Annotated in this window: 13 protein-coding genes and 1 tRNA gene; 10 read left to right on the plus strand and 4 right to left on the minus strand. The window is 42.0% G+C overall.

Going from position 1 to position 12,565, the window contains the following annotated elements; translation table 11 throughout:
- Window positions 1–1,203: thioesterase domain-containing protein (locus PSI22_RS19835; RefSeq protein WP_273581238.1), on the plus strand; the 1,203-nt coding region annotated here is incomplete at its 5' end.
- Window positions 1,204–1,263: 60 nt separating this feature from the next.
- Here PSI22_RS19835 and yccS read toward each other — a convergent pair.
- Window positions 1,264–3,426 (minus strand): YccS family putative transporter, encoded by a 2,163-nt coding sequence (gene yccS, locus PSI22_RS19840; RefSeq protein WP_273581239.1) that lies wholly within the window; start codon window positions 3,424–3,426, stop codon window positions 1,264–1,266.
- A gap of 66 nt (window positions 3,427–3,492) precedes the next feature.
- Between yccS and helD the strand changes: the two genes are divergently transcribed.
- Window positions 3,493–5,556, plus strand: coding sequence for a DNA helicase IV (gene helD, locus PSI22_RS19845; RefSeq protein WP_273581240.1), 2,064 nt, complete (start codon window positions 3,493–3,495; stop codon window positions 5,554–5,556).
- 19 nt (window positions 5,557–5,575) lie between these two features.
- Window positions 5,576–5,989: a CoA-binding protein gene (locus PSI22_RS19850; RefSeq protein WP_273581241.1), complete on the plus strand. Its 414-nt coding sequence runs from the start codon at window positions 5,576–5,578 to the stop codon at window positions 5,987–5,989.
- 65 nt (window positions 5,990–6,054) lie between these two features.
- On the opposite strand, the gene hspQ is transcribed toward PSI22_RS19850, so the two are convergent.
- Window positions 6,055–6,375: a heat shock protein HspQ gene (gene hspQ, locus PSI22_RS19855; protein ID WP_273581242.1), complete on the minus strand. Its 321-nt coding sequence runs from the start codon at window positions 6,373–6,375 to the stop codon at window positions 6,055–6,057.
- 222 nt (window positions 6,376–6,597) lie between these two features.
- On the opposite strand from hspQ, the gene yccX reads away from it, so the two are divergent.
- Window positions 6,598–6,876, plus strand: coding sequence for an acylphosphatase (yccX, locus tag PSI22_RS19860; RefSeq protein WP_038209732.1), 279 nt, complete (start codon window positions 6,598–6,600; stop codon window positions 6,874–6,876).
- A 17-nt stretch (window positions 6,877–6,893) separates the two neighbouring features.
- On the opposite strand, the gene tusE is transcribed toward yccX, so the two are convergent.
- A complete protein-coding gene (gene tusE, locus PSI22_RS19865) occupies window positions 6,894–7,223 on the minus strand; it encodes a sulfurtransferase TusE (RefSeq protein ID WP_273581243.1) in 330 nt (109 codons plus the stop codon).
- 182 nt (window positions 7,224–7,405) lie between these two features.
- Between tusE and PSI22_RS19870 the strand changes: the two genes are divergently transcribed.
- The 6 genes from PSI22_RS19870 (at window position 7,406) to PSI22_RS19895 (ending at window position 11,591) form a co-directional block, all read left to right on the plus strand.
- Window positions 7,406–7,493: transfer RNA gene (locus tag PSI22_RS19870), tRNA-Ser, on the plus strand.
- A 174-nt stretch (window positions 7,494–7,667) separates the two neighbouring features.
- Entirely contained in the window at window positions 7,668–8,882 is a 1,215-nt protein-coding gene (locus PSI22_RS19875; RefSeq protein ID WP_273581244.1) for a tyrosine-type recombinase/integrase, read from the plus strand.
- A 144-nt stretch (window positions 8,883–9,026) separates the two neighbouring features.
- Window positions 9,027–9,341 (plus strand): hypothetical protein, encoded by a 315-nt coding sequence (locus PSI22_RS19880; RefSeq protein ID WP_046336964.1) that lies wholly within the window; start codon window positions 9,027–9,029, stop codon window positions 9,339–9,341.
- Between the two features lie 12 nt (window positions 9,342–9,353).
- A complete protein-coding gene (locus tag PSI22_RS19885) occupies window positions 9,354–10,082 on the plus strand; it encodes a hypothetical protein (RefSeq protein ID WP_273581245.1) in 729 nt (242 codons plus the stop codon).
- A gap of 290 nt (window positions 10,083–10,372) precedes the next feature.
- Entirely contained in the window at window positions 10,373–10,588 is a 216-nt protein-coding gene (locus PSI22_RS19890) for a helix-turn-helix transcriptional regulator (protein ID WP_273581246.1), read from the plus strand.
- Window positions 10,589–10,670: 82 nt separating this feature from the next.
- Window positions 10,671–11,591: a hypothetical protein gene (locus PSI22_RS19895; protein WP_273581247.1), complete on the plus strand. Its 921-nt coding sequence runs from the start codon at window positions 10,671–10,673 to the stop codon at window positions 11,589–11,591.
- Between the two features lie 529 nt (window positions 11,592–12,120).
- On the opposite strand, the gene PSI22_RS19900 is transcribed toward PSI22_RS19895, so the two are convergent.
- Window positions 12,121–12,303, minus strand: coding sequence for a YlcI/YnfO family protein (locus PSI22_RS19900; RefSeq protein ID WP_273581248.1), 183 nt, complete (start codon window positions 12,301–12,303; stop codon window positions 12,121–12,123).
- Window positions 12,304–12,565 lie beyond the last annotated feature (262 nt).

Here is a 12,565-nt window from a genome sequence, read left to right on the forward strand (position 1 = left end):
CATAAAGCGCTGGCGGCGTACCTGATCACGGAGGGGGCGCTGTCGGATGAAACCCTGATAGGGCACGTGTCTGCTCGTCTGCCGGACTACATGGTACCTTCAAGTTTTACCCGGATTGAGTCGGTGCCCCTGACCCTGAATGGCAAACTGGATCGCCGGGCGTTACCGACACCAGTGTGGGTGAACCGGGACGATTATGTGGCACCGCGCAATGCGCTGGAAACCCGGCTGTGTGCGGTCTGGCAGGATGTCCTGGGGCTGGAGCGGGTCGGCATTGAGGATAACTTCTTCCGGATTGGCGGTAACTCCCTGATGGCCATTAAGCTGACAGCCGCCATTCGCCGTGAAATAGATCTTGATATTCCTTTAAGCATACTGTTTAGTCACAAATGTATTTCTTTATTAACAGAATGGCTGGAATCCGGGTGTTTAAAATACAACTTACTTAATTTATTAACTCCAGAATCAACAGCAACGAATAAGTTATTTATGATCCATGCGGCTGGTTGCGGTAGTGAGGTATATGATCCTTTAGCAAAAGCATTGTCTGATGTGTATAACTGTATAGGTATCGATAATTATAATCTTTTTACAGATAATCACATAGAGTCACTACAGAAGATAGCTCAAATCTATTTGGAATTAATTTTGACTGAAATTTCTATTGATAAACCTATTAAAATTTTAGGATGGTCATTAGGCGGGCAATTAGCTATGGAGATTGCATTTCAATTAGAACAGAATGGTGCAAAAGATATTCAGCTATTTTTATTAGATACAGTAATCAATACTGTTCAATTAACAGAAATTAAAAATCAATTAGATATGTCATATGTACTTAATGAGGCTGCAATAAAATTACAAGCAATGGGAGTTGGGGATGCTTATATAAATAAAGTGTTGGATGCAATGCCTTCTGAACATAAAATAGTTAATTGTAATTTGAGTGGAAAATTAATGCATACAAATATTACTTTATTTAAAGCAGGTCAAATGAACTCAGATTATAAAGGAAATATTGGATTAACGGTAAATCAGTTAATAGCAAAAATGCCGGATAATAATATTTCGGCATGGATGGTGAATCCATTAGTGATTAAATTGATTGATGACCGTTCTCATGCCGATATTCTTGAATCTATTTCTATTGTTAGTGAGGAAATAATCAATAAGTTATCAGTTGAGGAGAAGATATCAATATAAATTAATTTGATTGCTATTTTCAATTTAATGGGCCTGATTTTAGGCCCATTGATTGTATGATCAGATATCCGACTGTGTAAGTTGTTTTATCAATGAAACAAATTCAGGCAGAAGTTCAACCAATAACCCTATTTGTTGTAATACCAGTTGTACTTTGCCGCTGCTATCAGAAGATACCAAATTGATGCTCTCAGCCAGACGCTCTGAAATGCGTTGCAGGCGTTCATCATCAACCCGTCCTTGCTGCAATGCCGATTCAACCTGAAAAATTGCATCATTCAGAATATCCAGAATGACCTGATCATTGAGCCGGTCACGATGCGCACCCAAAGCAGAAATGTAACTTAGCATCGTATGGTTAAGACAGAGTAGGCGAAAGGCTTCTTCCTGAGAAACACGGTAATTTTTGGGTTCTGATGCCATGTTTGATATTACGGATGCTAATTCAGCATCACAATTATGGGCATCACGACGGGCGATCCGATAATTCAGGCTATTATTCTTGCCTTGGTAATATTGTCCGACAATAGCGTCAAGATAACGGCAATTGGCGATCATTGTCCGGTTAATCACTCTCGGCAACTGGCGGAATTTCCAATCTGGCCAGATAAAACTGACGGCCAGCAAAGCAATACCACAGCCTATTAATGTGTCTGTAATTCTTGGCAAGGCAACTTCAAATCCTTCACCCAATAAATTGAAACTCAGTAACACCAGTAGCGTAATGAACAGTGTTGCATGTGCATATTGAATATTACGGAAGGCGAAAAACAGTACACCTGAAATGATAATCAGCACCAATTGCCCTTCAATGGAAGGAACAAAATAGAGGATTGGCAAGCCAATCAAGATCCCAGCCAGTGTACCTATGACGCGCAGTGCCAGCCGACGTCGGGTCGCGCTGTAGTTAGGCTGACAGACAAACAGGCTGGTCAGTAAAATCCAATATCCACGTTGCAGATCAAACAATTGAATAATGGCATAACCGGTACACAGTAAGGCCGACATGCGGATAGCGTGGCGGAAAAGAGCAGACTTTGGCGTCAGATTACTGCTTATCCTGAACCAGACATCACGCCAGCCAGTTAAGGCTTCATCGGATAATTGAGTATCCTCTTGCTTATCACCTTGAGACGCGTTTTGGAGAAGTGGGGATTGCTCAGAATTCAGCCCTGACAGTTGAGCATCAATCGCCCGTAAATTTCTCAGCAAATTGTAGAACGCCATAATTTGCGTGTCAGCGCCTTGCTGGTTTTTCAAGCGTTCAAGAGAATTTTCAAGATAGTTGAACGCATTCTCAAAACGTGAGTTATGCTGATATGGCTTACGCAGAATTATCGATTGCGAGACCTGTTCGCATGCACGAGCCTGCATGGACAGCAATCGCTGACAACGAAACAAAATATCGCTATGCCGAAAAGTCTCCCGCAATTTTTGATACTGAACATGAGACGAACTGGCACGCTCATGAATATCTTGGGCAACAAAATAATAATGCAGTGTGTGACGCGTGCCCCGTTGCCCACGATCGCCTTTCAGACGGCTCAGCAAAGAAATTTTGGCTTGATTGAGCGTGGTAACTAATGCGCTGTTTGCCATGGCAACATCAAACATTGATTGCTTATATTCTTCAGCTTCGGAATCAGGGTCAAACAGGCTGGTTTTGGCATAGAGATAGGCAGAAAGCTGCTGGTAACAGCGTGCCAGATTTTCTTGCAAGGGACGAATAGGGAATAGTAAATGCCCTGTTAACGTCAGTAAGTTATACCAAATTGCTCCAGTGAGTAATAATAAAGGCTGCTGATACCAAAGAGGAAATATCGACGTACCGAGCATGGTGTAAATGGCAATCAGTAAGGCCCCAAAGGCGATGGTAGCATAGCGCTGTCCAAGGGCGCCGAGCAGAATAAAACTACAGGTAGACACCGCTAGCCCAACCATGAAAAGCCACGGATAAGGAAAAAGCAGTGTGATGGACGTAGAAGCGGCAAAGAAAGAAACTAGGGTAATCACAAGGTTGCGCAGGCGGCCAACTAAACGATCATCCAGATCCGTTAATGCCGCAGCAACAACACCTAATGTCAGGGGGATCGTCATTTTAGGCTCTTCCCCCAATAACCAAGGGACGAGGGTCGTTCCTGTCAGTGCAATAAATATACGGATATAATAGAGGACGTGACTGTTATACAGAAAATGACGGGAGCTGGATAAAACCGTTAGCACAAAATACTCCTAACAACATTTACGTGATCGAGTAGTTCAACAATTTTCAGGTACGGTGCCACGATAATGGAACTCAAATCAACGCAAATTGGCCAACGCCTTGCCCAGCATCCTTATAACAGGGTGCGTTTACTTAACGCTGGTATTGAAGTCAGCGGTGATAAGCACCAGTACCTTATTCCATTTAATCAGTTAATGAGTATTCAGTGTAAGCGAGGGATTGTTTGGGGGGAACTGGAATTTGAGTTGCATGAAGGAAAAGTTGTTCGGCTGCATGGCACGGAATGGCAGCAAACACAGCACTTTTACCATTACTTGTTGAAAGAATGGCAACAATGGGGTCTTGACATGAGTGATGTTAGTGCTGATGTGTTGGCCGCTCAAGTCAATAAAATTAATAAAATCACACAGCAGGATCGCTGGTTCAAAACTGCGGACTTGCTCTCATTACAGCAGCAAACTCAGGAAGCATTTCAGGCCCTCCCTTTGCCATTAGCGCGAATCGAACAATTTGAGAACTGTCGTGATGATTATCGAATTTGTCTGGATTGGCTGAATGAGGGGGGAAAAACGATTAAAACCCTTAACCAGCAATGGGTTGATCGTATATTGCAGCAATATGCAGAATTTTTCCAAACTATCGAAACTACGCCACTCAATCGTTTTCAGTGCCAGGCGGTCGTTAATGGTGAAAAAGCTATATTGGTTTTGGCAGGAGCGGGCAGCGGAAAGACCTCCGTTCTAGTTGCGCGTGCAGGGTGGCTGTTATTACGTCAACAAGCGCTTCCTGAGCAGGTTTTGCTGCTGGCTTTTGGCCGTCAGGCCGCTGATGAAATGAATGAGCGTATTCAGAAACGCTTGGGCGCAAAAGAGATACAGGCAAAAACATTCCATGCTTTGGCATTGCATATTATTCAGCAAGGTAGCCATAAAGCACCCAAAATGAGTGAATTGCAGACGGATGCACAGAAGCGTCGTGATTTTCTCATCCAGGAATGGCAAAAACAGTGCAGTGAAAAAAAAGTACAGGCAAAAGGCTGGCGCGAATGGTTGAATCAAGAGCTGGATTGGCAATTGCCTGAGGGGGAGTACTGGCATGATAAACAACTCACGATTCGATTATCTGACCGTCTGGAGCGTTGGCTGGAGCTGATACGAATGCACGGTGGCAGCCAGAAGGAGATGATTGAACAGGCATCTCCTGCTTATGCTGACGCATTCCAAAAACGCATACGGCTTATGGCTCCCTTGTTGAAGGCTTGGAAATTGGCATTAAAATCTGAGGGTGCTGTGGACTTTTCCGGCCTGATCCATCAAGCCGTGAATATTCTGGAAAAAGGGCGCTTTATCAGCCCATGGAAGCATATTCTGGTGGACGAATTTCAAGATATTTCACCATTGCGGGCAAAATTGTTGGCAGCGTTACGAGTGCAAAATAAACAAAGCCATCTATTCGCCGTGGGAGATGATTGGCAGGCAATTTATCGCTTTAGTGGTGCAGAATTAACGCTAACAACGGCATTCTCAACCTATTTTGGGGAAGGTGTGGAAAGTGCGGAATGCACTTTGGACACCACTTATCGTTTCAATGATCGCATCGGTGAGATTGCTAACCGCTTTATCCGGCAAAATCCCAATCAATTGGACAAGCCGCTCAATAGCCTGACAAAAGGGAATAAAAAATCAGCCGTGATTTTGCCGCAGGAGCAGTTGGAGGCATTGCTGAACAAAATGAGTGGTTATGTCATGAAGCAGGAAACGATTCTGTTATTGGCGCGTTATCACCATCTCAAACCTGAATTTTTGAAAAAAGCCTCTACACGCTGGCCGAATTTGAATATTGAATTTATGACAATTCACGCATCCAAGGGGCAGCAATCGGACTATGTCATTATCTTGGGATTGCAGCAGGGACAAGATGGCTTTCCAGCGTCGGCAAGGGAGTCCGTGTTGGAACAGGTTTTATTGCCGCAGCCTGAAGATTTTCCCGATGCGGAAGAACGTCGGCTTTTGTATGTTGCACTGACGCGGGCGAAAAAACAGGTATGGTTGATGCAAGAGCCGAAAAATCCGTCGGTATTTATTCATCAATTAACACAATTGGGCGTGCCAACCCAACGTAAGCCATAGAATGACGGCGGGAGGCAAAATGAGTGATCAATACATAGCGGACATTCTGAAAAATATCAATACCATAGCATTAGTCGGAGTGAGTGAAAAAACTGACCGACCAAGCTATAAGGTCATGGAGTATTTACTTAATCAGGGCTACCACGTCATTCCTGTCAGCCCTAGATTGGCGGGAAAAACAGTGTTAGGACAGTATGTTGTTAGCCAATTGGCGGATATTGAGCAATCGGTTGATATGGTTGATGTGTTTCGCAACGCCGAGGCTGCGAGTGGTGTGGCTGAAGAAGCTGTCGCCATTGGTGCAAAAGTACTTTGGCTGCAAAAAGGGGTTATTAATGAAAAAGCAAAATCACTGGCAGAAAATGCAGGATTGAATGTTGTGATGGATCGTTGCCCAAAAATTGAAATTCCTCGTTTGGCCATGGAAAAATGAAGAAGGCGATGGTTGTTTACTACTCATCGCCTTACTGGGATTGTCTGGATAATAAATAGAGGCGTTTAATTTCGTAATCGTGGAGCCTGCAATTGGCTGCGAATGGATTCAGCCAACTCATCTAGAGAAGATTGTTCTGGATGATCATCTGACGTTTCGTAAGCCAATTGAACTTCTGCCAGATAGGTATGAACTGGCTGCCCATCATCACCTTCCATCACAACGTGATACCACGGAGCTGAACGCAAGGTAGCATTCGATGCTATATCATTTTCCTGTGGCTGTTCTAAAGAATACTCAGCATCAATATCTACAATAACACCTAAATAACCTAGCAGCTTATGTCGTACTTGCTGACCGATACCGAATTTGCTGGCGATCATCATATAGTCACCTCCAAAGAAACCTTGCAAAGACTCTTATATAAGGGCAGTAAGGTAAATTTCAAGTGCACACCCGGTAAACGGAATTTTTTGTAATCAAACAAGATGGCATGTGACTGCCACCTCATAATTTCAGGTTAGCTGTTGCATATATAAAATACAATACTAAAAGTAGGTTTGACGTGCCAAAGTTCGTATTATCTTGTCAGGAGGGAGGACGAAATAATGGCTACAAAGGGTATGACTATTTATGTTTATGGGCGGGTACAGGGAGTCGGCTTCCGTTATCAAACTTATTGTTGGGCAAAGAAAAATAAACTAGTGGGATATGTTCGCAATATGGATGATGGTAGTGTCAAAATTGTTGCTTGTAGTAGTGATGAGCAACTTAAAAAGTTGACACATTGGCTGGAGCAGGGAGGGCCACCGGGTGCTAAGGTTGAACACTTTAAATCTCAGCTTTGTGAAGTGGAGGAGATGACCGATTTTAGCATCCGCCATTAGCGGCGGATGATGACAGGTCAGATACATTTTACCGGTTTTGGGAGGCCTGCAATTTTGGTTGCCTGTTTTGCAGGCCCCTTAGGAAACAGACGATAGAGATAACGGCTATTTCCTTTTTCCTCACCATATTTTTGTGAAATTGCTTTGACTAACATACGAATAGCGGGAGAAGTATTAAATTCTTCGTAGAATTCACGTACAAAACGTATGACTTCCCAATGCTGTTCGGTCAAGGTGATATCTTCCTGTTCGGCGAGTAGTGACGCCATATCTTCTTGCCAGTCACTGCTGTTTTTTAGATAACCTTGTGCATCAGTTTCGATCGCACGATCTTTAAATACCAACATAACTCTTTAACCATCCAATAATGATGGAAGCAATTTAGCAAAAATCACCATTATTCCCAAGAAAGATCGCCAAATCTGCTGAAGAAATAAGCCAACGAATAGCAATGTGAGTAATTTGGCGGCAGTTGAACAGATAAGTGCTTTACATTGAGAACAGTGATGTTTATAGTGCACGACATCGCGGAGGGGTGGCCGAGCGGCTGAAGGCAGCGGTCTTGAAAACCGCCGATGGGAAACCATCCGAGAGTTCGAATCTCTCCTCCTCCGCCATCTACACTTCTACTAGCATCTCCTAAAGTCTATTTTCCCCAGTAAAATCAAAGAAAACTTCAATATCTAACTCTCCCAAGGTCTAGCGTCGTCTTCCTAAATCTATGCAATTTGTTGTATAGTTTTTTGTATAGAAATTCCCTCTACAATTTTCCTATACAATATTGGTGATTTATGAAGCTGACAGACATGGCAATCAAGCGTGCCAAGCCAAAAGAAAAATCATATACGCTGGCGGACGGTAACGGGCTATCTTTGTTAGTTGAAACTAATGGATCTAAAGGTTGGCGCTATCGTTATCAGTTCACAGGTAAAACTAAAATGATATCGTTAGGTATCTACCCAGTTGTAACTCTCACTGAGGCAAGAGCTAAAAGAGATGAGGCTAGAAAACAGGTAGCTAACGGCATCAATCCGAGTGAAGCCAGAAAAGCGGAGAAAGTCGCATCGATTAGCAAGTCTGAGAATACATTTAAAAATATCGCTCTCGAATGGTACGAAGGTAGAAAAGATAGATGGTCTGTCGGTTATCGTGACGACATGATGGACGCATTCGAAAAAGATGTGTTTCCTTATATAGGTGATCGCCCGATTGCTGACATTAAACCAATGGAACTACTCGAAGTGCTTTCTGTTATGGAAAAACGCGGCACAACTGAGAAATTGAAGAAAGTCCGCCAGCGTTGCGGTGAAGTTTGGAAGTACGCCATTATTACGGGCAGGGCGGAGTATAATCCAGCGCCAGATTTAGCTAGTGCCTTTGTTCCTCATAAGCGTGAACACTACGCACATCTTTCAGTAAGCGAGTTACCAGAATTCCTTTCTTCTATAGATAAATATATGGGAAGCCAGATTGTTAGAGTGGCTTTACGGATTCTTATATTAACCGGAGTTCGACCAGGCGAATTAAGAAAGGCTGAGTGGTCAGAAATTAATTTTGATACTGGTATATGGGAAATTCCGGCCGAAAAAATGAAAATGCGCCGCCCTCATATAGTACCATTGTCTGAACAGGTTATTGAGTTACTGAAGCAGATACACCCAATCAGTGGTAGTTATCAATATATTTTTCCTAGCCGTACTGATTATAGAAAGCATATATCTGATATGGCATTAAATACGATGATTAGGCGTATGGGTTATAGCGGTAGAGCCACAGGTCACGGCTTTAGGCACACCATGAGCACTATATTGCACGAACAAGGCTACAACACCGCATGGATTGAAACACAGCTTGCTCATGTTGATAAGAACAGCATTCGAGGAACCTACAATCACGCCCAGTATCTGGATGGTCGCAGAGAGATGCTTCAATGGTACGCCGACTATATGGAAGCACTTGAACGAGGTGAAAATGTGATACATGGCAAATTTGGTAAACGTGCATAACTGGATAAATAGACAGGATAAATAGACTTTAGTAGACTATCCAAGACGTTAAAGAATAAAGCTATGTCTAGGCTGATCCCCGAAAACCCGTACACCTCTACGGACTGGCATAGCTCCTACCAATAGAGGGCGTGAGGTGACGTGATGAATAATGTGTTTTTAGCGGATCCGCTTAGTGAATTAAAAAGCAAAGCAAAAGATTTTATTTCTATAGAAGATACTCTAAATATTATTTGCGAGATGCTGGATTGCTCCTTAGTGACTGCCGCTGAGATTATCTTATTGAAATTACCAGATGATAGAGATTGGAATAATAGTCCAGTTAATCCTCCTTTTTTTGGGGAAAAATTAGGAATAGCTACGTTTTCATACTGTGATAATAGACCTCTGATTCGAGAGTTACTAAAAAACATCATTGAAAATGATCCATTTAGCTTTGAAGACAGCATCCCTTTTTAGAGTGAGTTTATTATGACAGAGCGTAAATTAGCTAGCGAATATAGGAAGTTTGGTTTTGTGAAATCCCAACTTGAGGATGTTTTAGGTTTCTCTCTAGGGGGAGAGCGTTCTTTGCCTGATTATCTTAAACCATATAAAACAAGAATAGGCATACAACTAGATGAAGCTGCAAATATTTTTGCTGGGTGTAGACCTAGTGAACATATAAATTCTGGTCCATTGTTTGATATTATTCGTGGTTATAGAGCCTCTCTTTGGGATGCATATGATAATGATATATTGTCAGGCAACAATATCATCATGGATTATAACTATAATGAAGAATATAGAGTCGATGTTACTTTAGTTAAAGACCAAGTTACTAAATGGGCTAGAGAGCATAACCTAGATTGGCCTTTTGAATTACCTGAAAGTGAAATAGATAATGAAAGTAGTTCGGTTGATTTACTCTCAAAAATTGAAAGTTTAGAATTAGAAAATAAATCTTTAAAAACAAAAATCAATGAATTAAAAGAAAATATACCGCTACTATTGTCTGCATATAGAGATGATGACCCATTATCAATAGCTATTAAATTAAGAAATGAAGTGTGGGTAGACTACAACGAAGATTCAAGATCAACAATACCAACCCAAGAGTGGGTGGTAGCAAAACTCATAGATGAATATAAAGAGTTTGAAATGACAAAGGCTCAAGCTCAAGCAATTGAAAAGGTTGCTTGCCCTATTAAGCGTAAATAGGTGGATACGAATATCTACACTGTTCACGCTAAAGTAAAACAACCCTCAACCCTGAGGGTAAAAATGGTCTTTTACCCTTAACCATGATGGTAATGAGCCACTATTTACCCTCTACCCTCATAGTGTTTTGTACAATAAATAGCCGCACAAGGTACAACCCTCATAGTTAAATTTTCAAAAAAGCCATTAGGCCTAATGGTATGATCAAAAAGCATTTTTTCGTGTAAATATAACCCTGAATCTACGAACGTCTATCAAGGCGTATTACAAACTAGATAACAGGGGGCAACATGCCAGCAATCATAATAACTAAAGAAAACCTTATCCGCTTACCAGAAGTCCAACGTAGAACCGGCTACGGCAAAGCGTGGATCTACAAACTCATTGCAGATAATAAATTCCCGAAACAAGTCAAAATCGGTACTCGTTCAGTCGCTTTTATTGAATCAGAAGTTGATGGTTGGATAGATCAACGTATTTCTGAATCTCGTGGTGAGGTGATGTAATGAAAAACTTTATATTCCTGCCAACAGTAGAGAATGTGAATAACCCGTATAGCCGAAAATCTGCTAATTAAGGAATAACATCATGGAAAAAATTACTGCCTTGATTGGCAACGGTCAAACTCACTCTAAATTCAGCCAGAGCGATATTTCAATTATCCGTAAGGCGGTTATTTCGGGTAACTGGACGGTAATTAACAAGGGTATTTGCACACTCACTGACTTGGGTTTACGCCATAACGGACAGGGGCTTGTTTGGCTTAATTCTGGTATATCGATTCACGATGCAGATAGTGATATAGGGCTGGCAGGTAAGGATAAACAATCCTTTGAGTATCATTCAGAGGTGTGCCCAGTTAACGCATTGAATAATGGTAGCTATTATGGATTTGTCCAGCTAAAGGATATCGATAGTTACGCATTGAATATCATTACTTCAATCAGCTCTGAATATAACACACGCAAAAATGGTGCCTCCTTAGCGACGTTCGCATTATTGGTTGACCAGAAGCAACGGAAACAGGCCGTGGATAACTGGATCTTGTACCGCAATCCGAACCAACCAGATAAGTACACCATTCTCAATAAGCATCATGAATTGGCGAAGTGCTATCAGGCTAAAGGCTGGATACGTGAGCCATTGGAATATCTAAGCCAGTTAATCCGTAATGATGCTGAGTTCAGCAAGCTTATGCGTCGGTTGGGTTATGTCCCCGTTCGCACAAGAAAACTAACCGGAAAACGTGAGAGATTTTGGTTATACAGAAAAACAGGAAATGATAAGGGGGTTGGGACAAAAGAAATGAATAAAATCAATAGGTTTTCTCCATTTGTCCAGTATGCAAAACGACCAGTGAGAGCCTTCGAGCATATTGCTGTAGATGGTCAGTGGCTCTATGTCTATGCCGATCACATTCGTTTTCTGACCAAAAAGCGCCACCGTGTTGAGGGTGTTCGGGTTCAGGGTTACACGGCGAAAGGAATAGATCTGCGAGAGGTGCTGTGATGGGAATTATTAACTATAGGGACTCCTTGAGGTTAAGGAGTCCTACTGTTGAAGTCCTCACTTTGGCTGCCCCAATAACTTTGGGTCAGTTACCTAACCCATTGATATATAATCAGACGGCATATTTGCAGTCTGGTCATAATATGCGCGTATCATTTAGCGACGCGGTTAATTTGCGATCCTCATTGAGTGGGGCACAAAAAGAAAAGGATAGCACGGCGAATGCTACCCTTTGGCGTAAAGCAGATTTGCTTTACAAAATAAATCAATTAGTTATTCGTAATCCAAATCTGGTTTACGAAGAATTACAACAGCTTAAAAGGCTCACCTCTTTAAGAGGTGTGGTTAGTTATTGTTCAATCAACTTACCATCTTTAAGAGGGTTAGTTAGGCTCCCCGATAACATCGGGTTGGTTAGTTATTGCTCAATCAACTTACCATCTTTAAGAGGGGGAGTGAACCAAGTAAAGGATATTTACTTGGTTAGTTATTGCTCAGATAACCATGTGAATAATGTTAACTTGGTTAGTTACTGTTCAGATGATGCTTTGGTTTTGCGTTGTCGGCGTTTGATTTCAGTTTTGGCTGCTGTAACCAAAAACCCGGCCGTACTTTCATCTTGCTCTTTAACTTGCTCAATTAATTCTAAATCATCAAGCGGAAGTCTTACAGAAACCTGTAGAGATTTATTATTGCGTCTACCCGTTGCCATTACTGAATCCCCATTTGTTAAGTGGTGTTCAGTATGCACTAAAAATTTATTATTTCAAGTATTGACGTGGTGTTCACCTTTGGATATATTGGTGGTGTTCACCCAAGATGGGTTAAGACATAAAAACAGCAACGCCCCGAAGTGCGGGAACACTATCGAGGCGTCTAACCACAACGTAAAGGAGTCTTACGCTATGGATACACCACAGCATAACCAAACTCGCCTTAAATTTACATTCCTAATTGCATCAGGCACTCAACGT

Source organism: Xenorhabdus aichiensis, from assembly GCF_028598775.1.
In the GTDB taxonomy this organism is placed as follows: Bacteria; Pseudomonadota; Gammaproteobacteria; order Enterobacterales; family Enterobacteriaceae; genus Xenorhabdus; species Xenorhabdus bovienii.

Excerpts from the sequence above, each read along its gene's own strand:
- PSI22_RS19850 (WP_273581241.1), top strand. The coding sequence starts at position 5,576 with ATGAGTGATCAATACATAGCGGACATTCTGAAAAATATCAATACCATA.
- tusE (WP_273581243.1), bottom strand. The coding sequence starts at position 7,223 with ATGTTGGTATTTAAAGATCGTGCGATCGAAACTGATGCACAAGGTTAT.
- PSI22_RS19880 (WP_046336964.1), top strand. The coding sequence starts at position 9,027 with ATGAATAATGTGTTTTTAGCGGATCCGCTTAGTGAATTAAAAAGCAAA.
- PSI22_RS19900 (WP_273581248.1), bottom strand. The coding sequence starts at position 12,303 with ATGGCAACGGGTAGACGCAATAATAAATCTCTACAGGTTTCTGTAAGA.
- PSI22_RS19885 (WP_273581245.1), top strand. The coding sequence starts at position 9,354 with ATGACAGAGCGTAAATTAGCTAGCGAATATAGGAAGTTTGGTTTTGTG.
- helD (WP_273581240.1), top strand. The coding sequence starts at position 3,493 with ATGGAACTCAAATCAACGCAAATTGGCCAACGCCTTGCCCAGCATCCT.
- yccX (WP_038209732.1), top strand. The coding sequence starts at position 6,598 with ATGGCTACAAAGGGTATGACTATTTATGTTTATGGGCGGGTACAGGGA.
- hspQ (WP_273581242.1), bottom strand. The coding sequence starts at position 6,375 with ATGATGATCGCCAGCAAATTCGGTATCGGTCAGCAAGTACGACATAAG.
- PSI22_RS19895 (WP_273581247.1), top strand. The coding sequence starts at position 10,671 with ATGGAAAAAATTACTGCCTTGATTGGCAACGGTCAAACTCACTCTAAA.
- PSI22_RS19890 (WP_273581246.1), top strand. The coding sequence starts at position 10,373 with ATGCCAGCAATCATAATAACTAAAGAAAACCTTATCCGCTTACCAGAA.
- PSI22_RS19875 (WP_273581244.1), top strand. The coding sequence starts at position 7,668 with ATGAAGCTGACAGACATGGCAATCAAGCGTGCCAAGCCAAAAGAAAAA.